This window comes from Dictyobacter arantiisoli (assembly GCF_008326305.1).
GTDB lineage: Bacteria > Chloroflexota > Ktedonobacteria > Ktedonobacterales > Ktedonobacteraceae > Dictyobacter > Dictyobacter arantiisoli.
Map to the genome: position 1 here is coordinate 18452 of NZ_BIXY01000072.1, position 18862 is coordinate 37313.

Here is an 18862-nt window from a genome sequence, read left to right on the forward strand (position 1 = left end):
TCACAGATGTGCCACAGTGTGCACAAAAGCGTGCCTGTGGAGTGAGAGAAGCATGGCAATACTTACAATTCATGGATCAAACATCGCTCCATCATTCGTTTTTTTCTACCAATGCTATTCTTTTCATATTTATTATATGCCCATTTGTTAACATTGTCTATGGATAACTAGATTGATAGATAAAAGATTCATTGAATACAATAGAAAATTTCTCTATTGCTATAAAGTATACTATGTCACTATGCGCTGGTTACTATTGCTCTGAATTATGCGTGTTACCATTCCCGTTTGAGAATTTCGTCCATAGTAGTGATGATTTGCGCTTTGCGGGCTGGATCTTGTTCCAGCGCCTGTTTGACCTCCTGGATCAATTGAGCCTCTTGTTCCGCTGGTACGTCATAACCATACATCTGATGGATAGCGGTAGCGGCAGTGCGGCGTAGCTTCTCGTCATCGCTTAATTGTGGCGGTGGTACACGCTTGGCGCTACGCTGGTCAACGACTCCCGGAGGGCTGGCGCCTTTCAATGGGGTCAGCCCATTGGCGGCGAATGGGATATCACTCTCGATCAAATGGGCGGAATAGGTGGTTGCGCGCTCGATATGGACGACGGCTGTCTGGGCTGTTGGATCTAATGAGACAATCCTTCCTTCCAGGTAGATCACTTCGGGTGCACCCCAGAAGACATGTTCTCCCACGTGCAAAATCATGGTTATTGCTACTCCAATCTGTGTTGCTCGTTGTACATGCGCCATTTGTCCTCTCCTAAGGTATACGCAGTAGCGTAAAGATAGTTCCATCTACCTGCAAGGATGGCTTGCCGCTAAATATTTTTTTGTATTTGAAGGGTATGGGCTTTTGTTGGTTGGGAAAATTGAAGCCTACGAGCAAGATTTTTTGGTGGAAAAACCAGCATTCTGGGTGCTCAGGGACGCATGGAATATTGGGTGGATTGTGTGCTATACTGTGTTAGTTGGGGTTTATGCCAGACCCAGTGGGCTACGATTCTCTATCCCGATGTGTCGCTCTTTTATGAAGCCAGTGTACTGAGCACTGTATCCGGGCCCTGTATTAAGCGTTGCCTCCATACAGCCCATATAATCTTCTCTCTGACTTATTTACTCATTTTTTTATCATTGCCTTCACGAAAAGTTGAATGGCAATTCTCCATGTAGCGAGCACTGTTGACCGCATCTGACATGTTGTGTGGCGTGTCGAGATGCTTTTTGATAATTGTGTAGATGAGATGCGCCTTGCGCTGGCGCTGAGATGTGTAAAGGACTCAAAACTAAGACTATGCACGAGAAAAGTATACAAACGCTCGAGTATCCCAAGATATTAGAGAAGGTGGCCCGTGAGGCATCGTTCTCTGTCAGTAAGGATTTAGTGCTGGCGCTCAAGCCTACCTCTGATATCGATGAAGCCAGAAAAAGATTGGCCTATACTTCGGAAGCTTCAGCCCTGATTGACCTGAACTCTGATATTAGCGTGCAAGGTGCCCATGAGATTCGCCCTCTCTTAACTCGTGCTGCTCGCGATGGTGTCCTGATACCGACAGATCTGGTACAGGTTCTTTCCACAACACGCAGTGCCATCCATGTGGCGCGTGCATTGGAGAAGCTGAATTCGGACACCTTTCCCCTGCTCTATGTCCTGGGGGCGGATATCCCACAGCGCCCACAGATTGCACGCCGTATTGAAGAGACCGTGAATGAGGATGGCGAGATTCTGGATACCGCCAGCCCGACTCTGCGTAAGGTACGCTTTGATATTCAGAGCGCGAACCAGCGTTTGCAGGAGCGTTTGCGTACCCTTGTGCGCGAGTTCGGTCCCGCGCTCCAGGAAGCGATTATTACGACGCGCAACGATCGCTTCGTTGTACCTGTGAGGTCCGATGCGCGTGGGCAGGTACGCGGTATTGTCCATGATCAGTCATCCAGTGGTGCGACGCTCTTTGTGGAACCTATCGTCATCGTGGAGATGAATAATCGCCTGCGTGAGTTGCAGGTAGAGGAGCGCCAGGAGATCGAACGCATCCTGCGGGTGCTTTCAGCGGAGATCGGCAAAGAAGCGGAGTCACTGACCGTAGCCGTGGAATTGCTGGCCGAGTTTGATTTTCACCTCGCCAAAGCGCGCTATGGCCGGATGACTCGTAGTTCAGTTCCCAGACTCAACGAGCAAGGTATCATTAATCTGCGGAATGCACGTCATCCCTTACTCACTGGCAAGGTGGTTCCGACAAATTTCCATATTGGTCGCGATTTCAGCATGGTCATCATCACCGGACCAAATACCGGTGGTAAAACGGTGGCGCTGAAGACCGTTGGATTGCTGACTCTGATGGCGCAGGCCGGTTTACATATTCTCGCCGATTATGATTCCGAAATCTCCATCTTCCAGAATGTCTTTGCGGACATCGGGGATGAGCAGAGCATCGAGCAGAATCTCAGTACCTTTTCATCCCATCTCAGTCGCATCATTGAGATTTTGAAGACAATTGAAGAGGGCCGTAAGCGAAATCGACCCGATTTGCGGGGAAAATTGGGCGAGGAGATTGTACAGAGGCAGACCAGGCCGACCAATGTGCTGGTCCTCTTTGACGAATTGGGCGCGGGTACTGATCCCAGTGAAGGATCAGCGCTAGCACGTGGTATCCTGACGTTCTTGCTGGATCGCCATGTGACAACGGTGGCGACAACCCATTATACCGAGCTTAAAGCCTTTGCACATGAGCAGAAGGATGTCGTGAACGCCTCGGTTGAGTTTGATGTTGAGACGCTCTCCCCGACCTATAAGCTCAGCATCGGTCTACCAGGCCGTAGTAACGCCCTGGCGATTGCGCAGCGGTTAGGGTTAGACCAACGCATCATCAGGGGTGCCAGGCGCTTCCTGGGCAGCGCTGGCGTACGTATGGAGAATCTGTTAGAGGATCTCCAGAGCGAACGCAAAGTGGCCGAGGATGAGCGTTTCAATGCGAATATGGAGCGTGTCGAGGCTGAATATCAGCGCAAGCAGTTAGAGACCGAGCGCCATGATCTTGAGCAGGAGCGGATTCGGATCTTAAACGAGGCTCGTGCCCAGGCGCGCCGTGAACTGGATACTGTCCTGATCGAGCTTGCTAAAGTACGTACCGAGGTCCAGCGTGGTCATGTGTCACGTGAACAACTCTCCAACGTACGCCAGCGGGCGCGGGATCTGGAGGAGAAGGTGGTTCCTGTCCCTGAGCCACGCCGCAAACATGTCGTAGAGCCATCAGACAAGCTTGATGGACCCTTGCAGATTGGGGATACGGTGCGCGTGCTGAGTTTTGGACAAAATGCCGATCTGGTTGGCTTATCCGCTGATCGTAGTGAGGCTGAGGTGCAGATGGGGGCCTTGCGGCTGCGCGTGAATGTTGACAATATTGAGCGTATCAGCAAGCGCAAGGCCAGTTCTGATGAGAAACAGTATGTGCGAGCACAGATCACAACTGATATCGAGGAACGCCCACCGGTTGATTTACAACTGGATATCCGTGGCTGGCGCGTCGAAGATGCGTTAGAGGAACTGGATACCTATTTGAATGATGCTGTCCTTCATGGTATGGGTTCCGTGCGTATCGTGCATGGCAAAGGGACCGGAGCCTTGCGCCAGGCGGTTCGTGAAACCCTGACACGTCATCCGCTGGCGAAATCATTCGTCACCGCTCCACCCCAGGAAGGCGGCGATGGCGCAACCATCGTCAAACTGCTGGCTTAAGCATAACAGTATCGTCCATAGAGAATCAAACAAAAGCGCTTCCCTTCATTGATATAGGGAAGCTCTTTTGTTTTGCCTTCTTTTTTTATTGGATGGGTTATGAAGATACCAGCAGTACTTTTACTCGTTTTTTGGGAGAAAAACCGTCGGGCCATGGTCATATGGTACTGTCTACAATCCCATTATTTGACCGTGTGGGCTTATTTAGCTAAGCTCTCTATGAGTGTGTAACAAGTTGCCTGGTTTCATTGCCATGACGCACTGAATAAATCGAAGGTGGTTAGCGTAGAGATATGTCTCAATTTCGACCGTTGCGAGCAGTAAATAATCATTCAACAGGAGATCGTCGAGCTTCTACTCCTGTGGTAATTTCTGCGACCGCTACACATGTCACGCACACCGTACAAGAAGAACCAGAAACAGCCCCATTGCCGGTTGCCTCGCGGATGACCCGGGGGATATCTGAGACGAGTGGGAATTCGTTGCATGCAAATGCCAGTGCCACTCCCTGGCCGTCAACCGTGTCGCAGCCTGGTATGATGCCGGCTCATCAACGATATTTACCCGCTCCCGTGAGCAGTGCAGGGACGCAGACATGGATATCTCATCAACGCTCGCTATCCATCTCGCTTCCTTTACACAATCTTTCTGAGTCGGCTGAGCCGGGGCGTGCGCTGGTCGTGCGTTCAGAGCGCTCTCAGCTGGTGATTGCGGGAACAAGAAAACATGTGCGCGACACAGACGCGATAGAATTTCGTGAGAAGCATTTACATGCCCATGTACGGCATGGACTCATACTATTGGCAACCATGGGTGTGTTCCTGTTGATGATGTTCACCCTGACGCCAATCGATCAACAGAATGAATCGGGATTATTGGGCCTTTTTCAGGTACAGAAAGTGCCAACCAATACTTTGACTGTCTATCCACAGTATGCTGGCTCAGGATCGACCGGTTCTGTAGCGGGCATCAATGATCCTACTCCCGGGACGAGGGATTACTATGTCGGGTTGGCCCGTACTGATGCCTTGAAATATGGGATTAGCCCGGATCTTTATGTGCGGCAAATTCAGCAAGAGAGTCACTTTGATCCTAACGCTGTTTCGAGCGTTGGCGCGATTGGTATCGCCCAGTTTATGCCAGCCACAGCCGCAGGCATGAACTTTGATCCATCTGATCCTGTGGCGGCGCTGGATGGTGGGGCCAGGTTCATGAGCAGTCTCAATAATGAATTTTATGGGGATTACTCAAAGGCGTTGGCCGCTTATAACGCTGGTCCGGGCGCTGTACAGAATGCAGTCAACAATTGTGGCTCTGCCTGGTTATCATGTGTGGACCCGCAGGCGCAGGCCTATGTCTATATCATCGAAGGATGGTAGCTGGTAGAAAAAGAGCATCACCCGCTGTCCTCTACTTTGTTCACAGAAACACGAAGGGCTCCTGATCCAATGAGTGATCAGGAGCCCTTCGTGTTTCTGTGTCAATCATCACTGACCAGACCTTGCTCATAGAGCCATTTTACAAAATGCATCCGATAATCTTCTGTGACGCGTTGGCGCATTTCCTCATTTTCATAGAGATGTTCGCGTAGATGGAGCAGCGCCACTGCCTCATCCCATTGAAAGCCGCTATCTAACAGATAATCCAGCATCAGTTGTTCGTTGCCTGTACCAGGAGTATAGTGTTTGGCCTCGGTTTTCCTCGTAATATGTTTGGGCTGCTCAGAAAATCTTTCAAATGGTTGCATATTTCTCATCCCTACTCCTCTATGTCTGCTGTTAATGAATGTGCTTGCGCTATGATAGCTATCCACTCCCTCCTCACATCTGACGATCAGTCGTGTGGCGACATACCTTCTTCTATCGGCGTGCTTTATGCTCCCCTATACCTATCTTGACTGAGGACTCTTGCATACCCTATCAAGGGACCTGTGCCAATATTAAGAACGCTTGCTTGGAAGCTACACTCTACACAACAGTGAGCGGGGGATGTGTGGAAATGGCTGTCTATGCAAGAAGGGATGTCGTATGGGTACAGATGCACCAGTGGAAGTTGAACAACTCTGGGCCAGATATGTAGAGCATAAAACGTCTAAACTGCGCAATGAATTAATCACACTCTATGCGCCTCTCGTGCGATTTGTAGTTGGACGACTGGGTATACCGCCAACCGGATTATTGGATGCTGAAGATCTTGTCAGCTATGGTATGATTGGCCTAATTAATGCAATTGATCGCTTCGACCCTATGCGTGGTGTACGCTTTGAGGCTTTTGCCTCCGTACGTATTCGGGGCGCGGTGATTGATCAACTGCGATCACTTAACTGGCTACCACGATCAGCAATCTCGCGTTTACGCCAGGTTGAAGGTGCATTGGCGGTATTAGAGCAGCGCCTGGGACGACCGGCGAAGGAGGGAGAGGTTGCGGAGGAGATAGGGGTGTCGACAGAACGTTATCGTCAGATGCTACTAGAGATGAATGCTACGGTGCTCTCTCTCGATGCTCCACTTGGCTCTCTCCTTCAGGATGATGAGGTAACCTCCCTGTCCGAATTACTTGAGGATCAAAGCTCTCCCGGTCCCGTTGAGCAGGCGGAACAGCAGGAATTGACAGATGTTTTAGGAAACGCTATTGATCATCTACCTGAGCGTGAAAAGTTATTGCTTGCCCTCTATTACCAGGAAGAGCTCACGATGAAGGAGATCAGCAAAGTCCTGAGCGTTTCAGAGTCACGTGTCTGTCAATTACATATTCAAGCTATTATGCGTTTAAGAAGTACTTTACATGCCTATCGTCTCGATGATATCCCGCCGACCAAAGTTGTGAGTGTGGGAGGAGAAGGCAAAAAAAGGATCACTGGCGGAAAGAGTAATAGTGCACGCAAGGTCAATGCCAGTCCGGCGGCTCGATCCTATGTTTCTTCGGAAACAGGAAAATCCAATGCACTTTCAGGAAATGGGTCGCGTGGTCGGCGAAAAATTTCCTGACGTCTCTCTACACTTGCTTTGACGATACCCTATCGAAGACGGATAGGGAACCGATATATGGTGTATGATGATGGAGGGAGAATTGATGAGCGGGGAACGATGGAACATCTGGCTATAATGCAACGTGTTTTCTTATAGGGGAGTCGTTTCCATGAAAGTAGGTAGTGTGAACTCATATCTGTACCTGGTCGGTGCGCAGCAGAGGAGATGTACCAAAAAACCAAGCGGGAGGACGATGCCGTCGTTGTCGTGGGTTGATCGGGTGGCTCGCGCGGCATGTCTGGTCCTGCTCAAAGGGACGAGACGTGGTAATGAGCCTGGGCCGATACTGGCATACCCTGCGCAACTTGACAAATTGCGCGCACGTATCCAGGTCGGTTCATATGGTGTTGATAGCATTACCCTGGCGAGGTGTATACTAGTAAATGAAACTCATTTTTTATCCATACACCAGGAGTGATTGTATTAATTAGCCAGGTTCGCTCTACCCACAGTGTTATCCCTTTGCGTCTTGTACGAGCGGCATGTCGACCCGCATTCGCTACTCGATCTTCTTATGCGGTCACGCTGAAAGAGGCGCCCTTGCTAATGTTAGTCGCGGCGCAGGGACGCTTAGGCTATGCTTCTTATGAAGGGAGCTTTACATGCTTGTTTTGCGACGAAAAGTTGGTGAAAGTATTGTTCTTGCCGGGGTTATCAACGTTTCAGTGTTGGCTGTCGAAGGCGAGCGCGTAAAAATCGGAATTAGCGCGCCTCCGGATGTGACTATTGTGCGTGAAGAACTTCTCCGCAACAATGATGCAGATCCAACTCAAAATCCGAATACACCAATACCTCCAGCACAGCCACAGCCTCGGTAGTTTTGATCTGGTGTTTGCCGTTTCCGGGTCAATACTGAGCTGTGCGCGGCTGGTATAGCTATTGAGATTGTAGCCCTGGGCATTGTCTTGTCTCATCGTTTCTTTTTAGAGCGAAGCTACCATGTGTTCGTATCCCCAATTATTGAGGATACGAACATTTTTGTGTGCCAATTATTCGTTGATGACTTTGGCAGTCTCTGAAGCGGGGATGGCGTTTTCTGTGATGAATGTCTCGACCAGTTTGCGTGCGATATCATCGTGATACTGCACAGGCGGGGATTTCATGAGATAAGAACTGGGGCCTTCCAGCGTGCCACTGATACCGCGATCCAGAGCGATTTTCGCCAGACGAACAGCATCAATTACAACGCCAGCCGAGTTGGGAGAATCCCAGACCTCAAGCTTCAGCTCAACATTTAACGGCACATCACCGAAGGTGCGGCCTTCCAGACGAATGTATGCCCATTTGCGGTCCTTTAACCAGGCTACATAGTCGGAGGGACCAATGTGGACGTTGTCCGCGCCAATCTCGTAATCGAGCTGACTGGTGACGGCGTTGGTCTTACTGATCTTCTTCGACTCCAGGCGGTCGCGCTCCAACATGTTGTAGAAGTCGGTATTGCCACCAACGTTCAATTGCATGGTGCGCTCCAATTTGACGCCGCGCTCACGGAAGAGACGTGTCAGGACACGATGAACAATTGTCGCGCCCACCTGACTCTTGATGTCATCACCGATAATAGGCAGGCCAGCTTGTTTGAAGCGCTCTTGCCAGTACTGCTCACGAGCAATAAAGACAGGAACACAGTTGACCAGAGCCACACCAGCTTTCAGGATCTGTTCAACATACCATTTGGTAGCGGTTTCTGAACCGACTGGTAGATAATTGATCACGACATCTGTTTTGGTCTCTTTGAGGATCTTGACGATATCGTCTGTTTGACCGGGAGCTTTAGTAATGATCTGTGAAAGATACTTGCCGAGTCCGTCGTGGGTCATTCCTCGGTATACTTTTACGCCCAGATGGGGGACATCTGCGAAGCGATAGGTATTGTTGGGTTCAGCGTAGATGGCTTCACTCAGGTCTTTGCCGACCTTGTTTTTATCTATATCAAAAGCAGCAGTAAATTCAATATTGCTAATATGATAGCCACCCAGATCAACATGCATTAAACCAGGAATGAAATCTTCTGAATTCGCATTCTGATAATAATGGACTCCCTGTACGAGTGAACTGGCGCAGTTACCTACACCAATAATCGCGACTCGCACTTTCTTATTACTTGCCATTATTGTTTCTTACTCCTCTAAAAATGGTTTTTGTAATAGTGTCATGTGTTGCATCTGCAACGACTCAGGCTGGAACATATGTTTGTCCCAGCGTATCTTGAATCTCGAACACAACAGAGTAACTGTACTATATCTCTATCTTCTATCGGCATATATATAGTACGTCTTTCAAACAGGGATTTTCTCTATCTGCTCCAGCGCTGCAGGCAATTGAGCCTGAACACTATCCTGTTGTGCTTCACCTGTACTGACACCGCTGATTTGTATCCCTGGCGGTTCGTAAAAAAGCTCATTCTTTGTTTTTGACATGAAGATTGAGCCTTCTCTGACGAACGTCGATTAGGAACAATGCTGTGTATAACTATACCCCCAACAAGGGGCTAAATGCCAGTGGAAGCGCCTGTTTTGAAAAAGTAGTGCATTGTATTTAAGAGCTAAAAAGGCATAAGGGATGCTAGAAGCGGTTTTTTCTGGCGTTGAGGGCCCTCTCTTTTGCTGTTTTATGCCATCAAGGAATGATATACATTCCTTCTTTTATAGAATGTAGAGATAATTTGTGGTGTATAAAGGAATAGTGTGGTACAGGGCTGATTTTTATATGCAGAATACCTATACAGGATGTGACTGAGGTTGCTATTTTGCACGCTAAATATGGGCACCGACACAAAATGTGGTATTCAAATGAAACCAATGTTACAATAGAATTGTCACTATACGACAAAAAGGCCCATTGGAAATGGGTTGTTTGTAAACATCACCTGGATGCGGCTGGCCTTACGAAGGGAATTCACATGGCAACTGATAGCTGATCCTGGTACTATGATGGGGCGTCATTTGTGATGATCGTTGTTTTGAGTGAATAGGCGAGCTTTTAGAGATGGACGGTTGGGTTTCATTCTACACTGTCGTGGATGACTTTTCTGCTGGATATCCCCTGTACTGCACTGCACTGTATTCCTCACCAGCGATCATTAAGCCACAGCAATCTTAGGTCTATCTGCTGAGCGGAGAGGATGATACTTCTGGCTGGTAGATGGCGAATGGAGATGTATTTATCATGGCAAACGCTGGTTTTACTATCTGGTTTACTGGTCTCTCCGGTGCTGGCAAGAGCACCCTCTCTGAGGCGCTTGAGCTGCGCCTGCGTGCCCGTGGCCGCAATGTTGAGATTCTTGACGGCGATAAGGTTCGCACTCACCTGAGTAAGGGCCTGGGTTTTAGTAAAGAGGATCGAGATACCAACATTAAGCGCATTGCGTTTGTAGCTGGTCTGCTGACACGCAATGGGGTGGTCTGTATTTCGGCAGCAATTGCTCCTTATCGCGATGCTCGAGCCTGGGCGCGTGAAGAGATTGGCAATTTTGTAGAGATTTATGTGAAATGTCCGCTTGAGGTCTGCCGTCAGAGGGATGTCAAAGGACTCTACAAGCTGGTTGATGAGGGTAAGGTCAAAAATTTCACGGGCGTTGATGATCCCTATGAAGAGCCGCTCAATCCCGAACTGGTCGTAGAGACCGATAAAGAGACGATTGAGGAGAGCGTGGATCGTATCTTCGCGAAGTTGGAAGAGCTTGGCTATCTGGAACCGGTTCCCGTTGCCTAGTTTGTCGTATTGCAGAGAGAAAAGGGTAGTTACAACGTATGTCAAATGATTTAATTGCTCCTCATGGTGGAGAACTGATCATTAATCTGGTCGGTGATGCTGAGCGTGCGGCTTTACTTGAGCGCGCCCACAGTTTACCACGTATTACGGTTGGTTCACGACAACTGGCTGATCTTGAGATGTTTGCTATTGGTGCCTATAGTCCACTGCGAGGTTTTCTGACACGTCAGGATTATCTGAGTGTGGTCAATACCATGCATCTTAGCAATGGCCTGCCCTGGTCGATTCCTATTACGCTGGCAATCTCATCCGAGCAGGCGGCGCAGGTGTCAGAGGGTTCAGATGTCGCACTGGTGAATGATGAAGATGAGATTCAGGCTATCTTAACCGTCCAGGAGAAGTATGGTTATGATAAGGCCCTTGAGGCCCGTCAGGTCTATCGAACCGAGGATGAGGCCCATCCCGGTGTGCAGGTGCTCTATCAACAGGGTGACGTGCTGTTAGGTGGACCCGTACGCGTGCTGGCTTTACAGCCACAGGTCTTTGCCGCTGAGCGCTATACGCCCACTCAGTCACGTGCACTCTTCACTGAGCGCGGTTGGAAGCGTATCGTCGCCTTCCAGACGCGCAATCCCGTCCATCGTGCCCATGAATACATCCAGAAATGCGCGCTTGAAACCGTCGATGGACTCTATCTCCATCCTCTGGTCGGCAATACCAAGGGCGATGATATTCCTGCCGATGTGCGTATGCGCTGTTATCACGTCTTGCTGAAGAACTATTATCCACAGAACCGTGTGATCCTGGGCGTACTCCCGGCGGCGATGCGCTATGCCGGTCCCCGTGAGGCCATTTTCCATGCCCTGATGCGTAAGAATTATGGCTGTTCACACTTTATTGTGGGACGTGATCATGCCGGTGTAGGTAATTATTATGGCACCTATGATGCGCAACACATCTTCTCCGAGTTTGATGCTGCCAGCCTGGGTATTACCCCGATGTTCTTTGATCACACCTTCTTCTGCAAAATCTGTGATGGCATGGCCTCCCAGAAGACGTGCCCACATGGCAATGAAAATCATATCATGTTAAGCGGAACGAAAGTCCGGCAGATGTTGCAGGCAGGTGAGATGCCACCCCGTGAATTCTCCCGTCCTGAGGTTGCGCAGGTACTCATCGAAGCCATGCGCCAGCCCATCACGCAGGCATAAGCTAAGCACCAACTTGTCCCCACATCATCAAACAGAGAAGGCCCGATCCTTGCGGTCGGGCTCTCTGCATTGCAAGGCTCTCGTGGCCTTCTCTCTTTAATGGCGGAAGAAGTCGATGGTGGCTTTGACGCCGTCTTCGAAACTGACTTCAGGCTTCCAATTGAGGAGGCGTTCGGCTTTGCTGGAGTCGAAGAAGGCTTGATAGATGTCGCCTGGTCGCCTGGGGGCGTGGGTGATAGGCGCTTCAAAGCCGATTATTTGTGCCAGCGTTTTGTAGATCTCATTGACTGAGACAGCCCGTCCGGTGCCGATACAAAAGATCTCGTTGTCTCCACGTTTGAGCGCCTGCACATTGGCACGCGCAACATCACCGACATAAACATAATCTTTACGTTGCTCGCCGTCCCAGTCGATGCGTACGCTTTCATGAGCCAGGAAGCGTTTGGCGAAGATAGAAATGACGCCAGCCTCTCCATTAGGATCTTGCCGTGGCCCATAAATATTGCCATAGCGCAGGATGGTGAAGTTGAGTCCCTGCGAGGTGTGCCAGTAGCGCAGATAGAATTCCGCAACCATCTTGGTGATGCCGTAAGGCGATTCTGGACGCTGAGACGTGTCCTCGTCGAGTGGTAGACGCATGGGGGTGCCGTAGGTGGCTCCAGATGAGGCGAAGATGATTTTTTTTGCGTTGACGCGTTTCGCCTGTGTCAGGATGTTAAGCAGGCCGAGGACGTTGACCTGGGCATCGAGTTTGGGTTGTTTGGTTGAGATGGCAACGCTATGCTGGGCAGCATGATGATTAACAATTTCGGGCTGAAATTCATCAAAAATACGGCTTATGGCAGTTTCGTCGGTGATATCAGCCTGATAGAAACGCACCTTGCTGTTGAGGTTCGCTTCTTTGCCACCGCCCTCGGTCCAGAGGCTGTCTACACTGGCAACCTCATGCCCCTGTTCCAGATAGTGATCCGCAATATGTGAACCGATGAAGCCCGCTCCACCAGTGATAAGTATGCGCATAAATAGGGCCTTTCTCTCGCAATCTATTCAGAACCCCGGATCTTATTCCGCCAATGGATAGTTTGCCAGTTGTTCTGTTCTTTTTCCATTATAGCAACTGGTGGCCTTCCCATCAAATAAACTGTTCTAGTGCTGTTTGTAACTCTTGTGATGGAACGAGGATCGGGAAGATACACAGGCCGGTCTCCTGACGCAAACGCGTCAAAATCTGGTCATCCTGTGGATCAGAGATTGCCACTGTTAAGGTATTGCGTTCTTTGCCCAGGGGATAGCAATGGAGTTCTTGCGCGAGTGCCGGGCGGACAATATGCAGTAATCTGGTGGGCAAGGGGCGAGGCAGGTTAGCGAGATAGGGAATACCTAGTTGACGAGCGCGCTGCGAGAGATCCTCTTTTTTATGCTCAGACTGAGTTGGTGCATGACTCGGTTTGGGATTGCGTACTTCAAAGAGCAGACGCACTTCCTGAGCTTTAGCGATGCAGGCAGTGAGATCCTGATGAGGGGTGGAACTGTCACTATAGCCAATCGTCATCAGTGTGGGACGGACGATATGGTCTTCTTCGGCGTGATGGACCTGCCAGAGCAACGCATCCCATAAGCGTTCCTGCACCAGAACAGCACCCTGACGATTGGCACCTGGCAAGAGCACAGAGAGCGTTGTACCTGTGAGCAGGATGGTATCGGTCTTTCTAATCAGACTGCTAAGCTGATCCCGATAGTATCTGAGGCTGTCCTGGATAGCTGTTTGAATATGATATGCGGAGTCGAAGTGCAGTTGGATGACGAGCAAAGCAAGCTGATCTATTGCCGCTGGAACAAACGCGCGTAAGCGAGTCGCGATATCCTGTCTCATGGAAGCATCAGTATTTGCATGCATAGATGCTATGGCAGGAAGTACTGTATCCTTCTTGCACATGGGTGATTGACTCCTTGTTAGTGGTACACATATATTGGTTGGTTGATGTATTGTTACTAAGCATACTGTGGAAGCACCTGCGAACGGGCATGATTGCGGTTATGGTTTTGTTAAGACACTGTGCTTATGGTTAAGATCATTACAGTGCCTCATCCTGTTCGTAGCATTGGATCAAGACACGAATCGCCTCCTTCAGTGTATCGATATGGGCGAGCAGAAGATCAATATGCTGCATCAGATTGAGCAGATGTAAAACTACCGTTTCATCATCCCCGCGTGCGACATTGTGAAATTCAGGCAAAATAATAATGAAGAGTTTTTGGAGTCTCTCGACAAGCAGATGAAACATTGTATCTATCTGTTGTAAAGTAGGCTGGAGCGCCGGTTGTGATCCAAAGATTAAGGTGAATTCTAGTCGCTGCTCATTCTGTTCTTGCCAGTACTGTAAGCGTGACGTTAACAGACGAAGCGCCTGCATCCACTGGTAATACGTACTATCTGGAATATGAGATGCTTCGATGGCGGCTAGCACATCGGTTCGTTCCTCATCTTCACCTTCTTGTTGCAGGCGGCGCTTAATACGAGCCGCCCCATAGATACTACAGCTTCTATCGAGGCTTTCAATGCTGGTGAGGATTGTGCTCTGTAACAATTGACCCAGTGGTGTCAGCCGTTCAAGCCTGATCTCGCTATCTTGTAAAAGCATTTTCAGATTAAAGTAGAGCAGTGAAGCGCTTTGATCACTGTGCTCCTCGACCATCTGTGTCGCACAGAGGGTTAATTCTGGGAGCAGGATACTATAGAGGATTTCGGCATTCTCAAAAATCTGGCGCAGGCAGATTGCCAGCAAGGTGGTATCCGCTGGCGTAATCCGGCCTGTCAGGCAGCGCTGGACACGTTCCAGCACAATATCCAGGCTGGAGGTCATATCGGCTTCCTGATGCGCATTTAGCGCGGCTGATAAGACACTTTTCCCCATATGGCTACGGAGAGGTGGTTCCGCGGGTGCGTGAGCTGGCGAAAATGGAGTTGGTCGTTCAGGTATGTTGTGAGCGCTATGCAAGGTGATCTTGCGTGTATGTTGATCTTTCATTTATCTTCCTCTCAACATCATCTGCTACTCCTCTCTTTATTGTACTTTGCATCCCTATCGACAATGGTATTTATTGCTTTTTCCTCTTTTTTGTACTAACATATAGTCATATAAGTAATTCTTGTGTGAAGATCATCGAAGAGAGGGAAGTTGGGTCCATTTTTAATGGATGGGAAGATAGGGCATCCTTTTTTTGTTCTCATTAAGAGAGAAGAAAAGTATGCTCACCGTCTGTCCGGGCAGCCCCTCACTTTTCCCCTTCAGGATTCTGCAACACAAAGAATTCGCTTACGTAGTATGAGAGAATGGTATAATAGGGTGAGCATATCTATTTGGTGACACAGAGAAGATCTGAATCGATCAAAAAGAAAAATAACGCTGTCCATGCTGGTCTGTAGGAGAACACGCGCGTATGCAACTGCTAGGTAAAATCCTGGGCGATCCCAATAAGAAAGAATTAAAAACGATACAACCCCTTGTCGATAAAATTGAGCAATTTGAGCCAGAAATGCAGAAGTTGAGTGATGAGGAATTGATGGCTAAAACAGCCACATTCCGTGCTGAGCTTGCTCTTTATCTGAAAGGTGGACTGGTGCTGGAGGATGAGCTCGTTCGCATATTCCGCGAGGTCGTGCCAGAGGTTGAGCCGCTGCTTAAAGAGTGTACCGATGAGCAGTTGCACATGGCGATGAGCGGGCCACGCCAGAAGATTGATCGCAACGAGCCAGAAGAGAATCTGAAAGATTATTTGCAGGATACGTTATCCATATGTTTTGAAGAGACCTACAAAGAGCTCTCTCCTCTGTTGGACCTCCTTCGCGTCACACAGGCATTGAATCTGGCGCAGCAGCGCGAGCAATGGCCCTACGATGCGAGTGATCCGAAACAGGCCGCGCTGACCCTGCTGAAAGAGGTTGAGCCAACCTTAAAAGAGATCGCGGAAGAGGATGTGTCCGAGGCTTTTGATGAGATGTGGCTGCGCTTCGAGTCGTTACGCGCCGGGATCACTGATCCCGAGCAGGAGCCCCAGCTTTTAGCACAACAGTTTGGCACTTTCTTCCATAAGCTACAGCCTGAAATTGTGGCTTTGAAGGCAGACGAAATAGATAAGCTCTTACCTCCGGTTGTGAAACGCTATTACAAGCAAGGAAAGACCCTGGAAGATCTGCTCCCTGAGGCGTTTGCTGTGGTTCAGGAGGCCAGCTGGCGGCGTATTAAGATGCGTCATTATACTGTACAGCTCATTGGTGGTATTGTCTTGCATCAGGGAAAGATCGCTGAGATGCGTACCGGTGAAGGTAAGACGCTGGTGGCGACCCTGCCTGTATATCTGAATGCTTTGACCGGTAAAGGTGTGCATGTGGTGACGGTCAACGATTATCTGGCTCGCCGTGACGCGGAGTGGATGGGACAGATTTATACCTTCCTGGGTCTGACGGTGGGCGTGATTGTCCATAATGTGGATGCTCAATCATTTGAGCGCCGGGCAGCCTATAGCGCCGATGTCACCTATGGCACGAACAATGAGTTCGGATTTGATTATCTACGCGATAACATGGTGACCTCCCTGGATCAAATGGTGCAGCGTGAGCTTAACTTTGCGATTGTCGACGAGGTTGATAATATCTTGATCGACGAAGCCCGTACCCCGCTAATTATCTCCGGTCAGGGCCAGGAATCCACCGAGTTGTATGCGCAGTTCGCGCGCTGGGCCACTAAACTGGATGGCGAGACCGATTATTCGGTGGAAGAGAAGACGCGTGCCGTCTTGCTGACCGCGTCAGGCATCGAAAAGATTGAAAAGCTGGCGGGCGTTGATAATATCTATGACGAGGAAAATCTAGATCTCACGCGCTATATGGAGAATGCCATCAAGGCTCAGGTGATCTTCAAGCGTGATAAAGATTATATCGTGAAAGATGGCGAAGTGGTGATTGTGGATGAGTTCACGGGCCGCCAGATGCAGGGTCGCCGCTATAGCGAAGGCTTGCACCAGGCGATTGAAGCCAAAGAAGGAGTTAAGGTCCAGCGTGAGAATCATACCCTGGCGACCATTACCTTCCAGAATTTCTTCCGCCTGTACAATAAATTAGCCGGTATGACCGGTACCGCTCTAACCGAGGCTGAGGAGTTCGCCAAGATTTATGTGTTAGATGTCGTGGTGATCCCAACCAATAAGCCCACTCAGCGCCAGGATTTCCCTGATCTGATCTATCGTACACAGCAAGCGAAATACAATGCGGTTGTAGAAGAGATCAAAGAGCACTATGAGGAGCGCCAGCCGGTGCTAGTAGGTACCACCTCGGTTGAGGCATCCGAGATGCTCTCACAATTGCTGGAACTACAAGGTATCCCGCATAATGTGTTGAACGCCAAGCACCACGAGCTAGAGGCACAGATTGTCGCGCAGGCAGGTGGTAGTGGCTCCGTGACTATTGCCACTAACATGGCTGGTCGTGGTACCGACATCTTGCTGGGAGGCAATCCCGTTGGCTACTTTGACAGTATCCTGCACAAGCATGCCGAGAAGGTTGAGTACATCCGGGCGATGCCCTCGCGTACCGATGAAGAGCGACGGGAGAAAGAGGAAGTCATCCAGGAGTACATCACCAATATGACCGAGGCTGAGAAGGATGAACTGCTCCAGTCCAAGGTCAAAGAGTGCGATGAGGATCACGAGTTGGTCGTAAAGCTTGGTGGCTTGCATATCATTGGTACCGAGCGTCACGAGTCCCGCCGTATTGATAATCAGTTGCGTGGACGTGCCGGGCGTCAGGGTGATCCTGGCTCCTCGCGTTTCTTCCTCGCCCTTGACGATGAACTGATGCGTCGTTTTGCCGCTGATCGCGTCGCCGGTATCATGGAACGTGTGGGCATGGATGAGGAAACTCCCTTAGAGAGTAAGTTTGTCTCACGCTTTATCGAGAGCGCGCAGACGCGTGTTGAAGGCTATAACTTCGATATCCGTAAAAATGTGGTTGAATATGATGATGTCATCGCCAAGCAGCGTGATGTCATCTATGAGGACCGCCGTCGCGTGCTTGAGCATGGTAATATGCATGAACGTATCCTTACCATGATCACCAACGAAATTGGATCGATTGTCGATAGAGCCTTCCCGACCGCTGTGCTGACAGAAGAAGAAGAGCTTGATAACCTCTTTAGAATCCTGGAAGTCTGGGTCGACATTCCTGATGAGCTGTTGCCAGAAAACATCCATGCTGTACGCCGCGACCAGATGAAGAAGGACCTGACCGAACTCGTGCTCAATCACTATGAACAGCGCAGTGAGGAACTCAGGAAGCAAGTACGCGCACAGGGCGTGGACAACTTTGATCCGATTCGCGAATTTGAGCGCACCAACCTCTTGCAGGTGGTGGACCGCATGTGGATGGATCATATTGATGCCCTCGATATCATGCGTGCAGGTATCGGTTTCCGCTCGGTGGGACAGCGTGATCCACTGGTCGAGTTTAAAAACGAAGCCTACAAGATGTTTGATGAGCTGAAAGCAGCCATCCAGCACTATACCGTTGACTCACTGCTCAAGATGCTGCGGAACGATGTCCAGATTACCCTGGAGCGTCCAGAGCCACAGCGGAAAGCCCTGACCAATGTCCACACCAATGACGCAGAATTGGTGAAAGCCAGCGGCCAGGCCAAGAGTGATGAAGAGGTTGCGGTACCCCGCACTCCTGCTAAGGGAGGCAAAAAAGGTGCCCGTTCGGTTGGCGGTAACAGTAGCAATCTGCTTATACAGGCTGGAAGTGTTCCCAAAATGCCAGCCAGTGCTGGAGCTACCACTGGTCTTGCCTTTGCCAAAGTCGGACGTAACGATCCCTGCCCCTGTGGGAGTGGCAAGAAATACAAAAAGTGCCACGGTATCTAGTCCATACGTTCACATGTGACTTGTGGATATACTACCTTCATTGCACGGACCTGCGCAGCGCAGCGCTTCGTGCCGTGCAATGCCTACATCTTCCATCATCTCTCGATCGCAGGGAAATGGATACAGGGCTTAGAACTTATCCGAAAACCTACAAGGAGGAAACGCGATCACATTGTTGAAAGCAAATGAGCGCACAAGCCAAGCACAACAAGGTCTGATAGGAACGCGGGCGCTTCTCCCAGCGGATCAGCAGAC

The 18862-nt window shown here is 49.8% G+C and carries 14 protein-coding genes; 7 read left to right on the forward strand and 7 right to left on the reverse strand.

Annotated features, from left to right (window positions below; translation table 11 throughout):
• Positions 1–275: 275 nt before the first annotated feature.
• Positions 276–755, reverse strand: coding sequence for a hypothetical protein (locus F1593_RS20175; RefSeq protein ID WP_149403370.1), 480 nt, complete (start codon positions 753–755; stop codon positions 276–278).
• A gap of 541 nt (positions 756–1296) precedes the next feature.
• Between F1593_RS20175 and F1593_RS20180 the strand changes: the two genes are divergently transcribed.
• A complete protein-coding gene (locus tag F1593_RS20180; protein ID WP_172632285.1) occupies positions 1297–3738 on the forward strand; it encodes an endonuclease MutS2 in 2442 nt (813 codons plus the stop codon).
• A gap of 293 nt (positions 3739–4031) precedes the next feature.
• Positions 4032–5117 carry a lytic transglycosylase domain-containing protein gene (locus tag F1593_RS20185; RefSeq protein ID WP_149403372.1) on the forward strand — a complete coding sequence of 362 codons (1086 nt, stop codon included), beginning with the start codon at positions 4032–4034 and terminating at the stop codon, positions 5115–5117.
• A gap of 101 nt (positions 5118–5218) precedes the next feature.
• Here the strand turns inward: F1593_RS20185 and F1593_RS20190 are convergent, their stop codons facing one another.
• On the reverse strand, positions 5219–5485 hold the full coding sequence (locus tag F1593_RS20190; RefSeq protein ID WP_149403373.1) for a hypothetical protein: 267 nt from the start codon (positions 5483–5485) through the stop codon (positions 5219–5221).
• A gap of 280 nt (positions 5486–5765) precedes the next feature.
• On the opposite strand from F1593_RS20190, the gene F1593_RS20195 reads away from it, so the two are divergent.
• The gene (locus tag F1593_RS20195; RefSeq protein WP_172632286.1) at positions 5766–6725 is read left to right on the forward strand and encodes a sigma-70 family RNA polymerase sigma factor; all 960 of its coding nucleotides are present in this window, start codon (positions 5766–5768) and stop codon (positions 6723–6725) included.
• Positions 6726–7369: 644 nt separating this feature from the next.
• Positions 7370–7585, forward strand: coding sequence for a carbon storage regulator (locus F1593_RS20200; RefSeq protein WP_235932642.1), 216 nt, complete (start codon positions 7370–7372; stop codon positions 7583–7585).
• 171 nt (positions 7586–7756) lie between these two features.
• Here the strand turns inward: F1593_RS20200 and F1593_RS20205 are convergent, their stop codons facing one another.
• A complete protein-coding gene (locus tag F1593_RS20205; protein ID WP_149403375.1) occupies positions 7757–8875 on the reverse strand; it encodes an inositol-3-phosphate synthase in 1119 nt (372 codons plus the stop codon).
• A 168-nt stretch (positions 8876–9043) separates the two neighbouring features.
• Positions 9044–9184 carry a hypothetical protein gene (locus tag F1593_RS28490; protein WP_172632287.1) on the reverse strand — a complete coding sequence of 47 codons (141 nt, stop codon included), beginning with the start codon at positions 9182–9184 and terminating at the stop codon, positions 9044–9046.
• Between the two features lie 748 nt (positions 9185–9932).
• On the opposite strand from F1593_RS28490, the gene cysC reads away from it, so the two are divergent.
• Together cysC and sat are read left to right on the forward strand one after the other, a co-directional pair.
• Positions 9933–10478: an adenylyl-sulfate kinase gene (gene cysC, locus F1593_RS20210; protein ID WP_149403376.1), complete on the forward strand. Its 546-nt coding sequence runs from the start codon at positions 9933–9935 to the stop codon at positions 10476–10478.
• A gap of 38 nt (positions 10479–10516) precedes the next feature.
• The gene (gene sat, locus F1593_RS20215; protein WP_149403377.1) at positions 10517–11689 is read left to right on the forward strand and encodes a sulfate adenylyltransferase; all 1173 of its coding nucleotides are present in this window, start codon (positions 10517–10519) and stop codon (positions 11687–11689) included.
• Positions 11690–11785: 96 nt separating this feature from the next.
• On the opposite strand, the gene F1593_RS20220 is transcribed toward sat, so the two are convergent.
• From F1593_RS20220 to F1593_RS20230, 3 genes are all read right to left on the reverse strand, one after another.
• A complete protein-coding gene (locus tag F1593_RS20220; protein WP_149403378.1) occupies positions 11786–12709 on the reverse strand; it encodes an SDR family NAD(P)-dependent oxidoreductase in 924 nt (307 codons plus the stop codon).
• Between the two features lie 112 nt (positions 12710–12821).
• A complete protein-coding gene (locus tag F1593_RS20225; RefSeq protein WP_149403379.1) occupies positions 12822–13625 on the reverse strand; it encodes a GspE/PulE/PilB domain-containing protein in 804 nt (267 codons plus the stop codon).
• Between the two features lie 139 nt (positions 13626–13764).
• On the reverse strand, positions 13765–14718 hold the full coding sequence (locus F1593_RS20230) for a hypothetical protein (RefSeq protein WP_149403380.1): 954 nt from the start codon (positions 14716–14718) through the stop codon (positions 13765–13767).
• Positions 14719–15130: 412 nt separating this feature from the next.
• On the opposite strand from F1593_RS20230, the gene secA reads away from it, so the two are divergent.
• A complete protein-coding gene (secA, locus tag F1593_RS20235) occupies positions 15131–18607 on the forward strand; it encodes a preprotein translocase subunit SecA (protein ID WP_149403381.1) in 3477 nt (1158 codons plus the stop codon).
• Positions 18608–18862 lie beyond the last annotated feature (255 nt).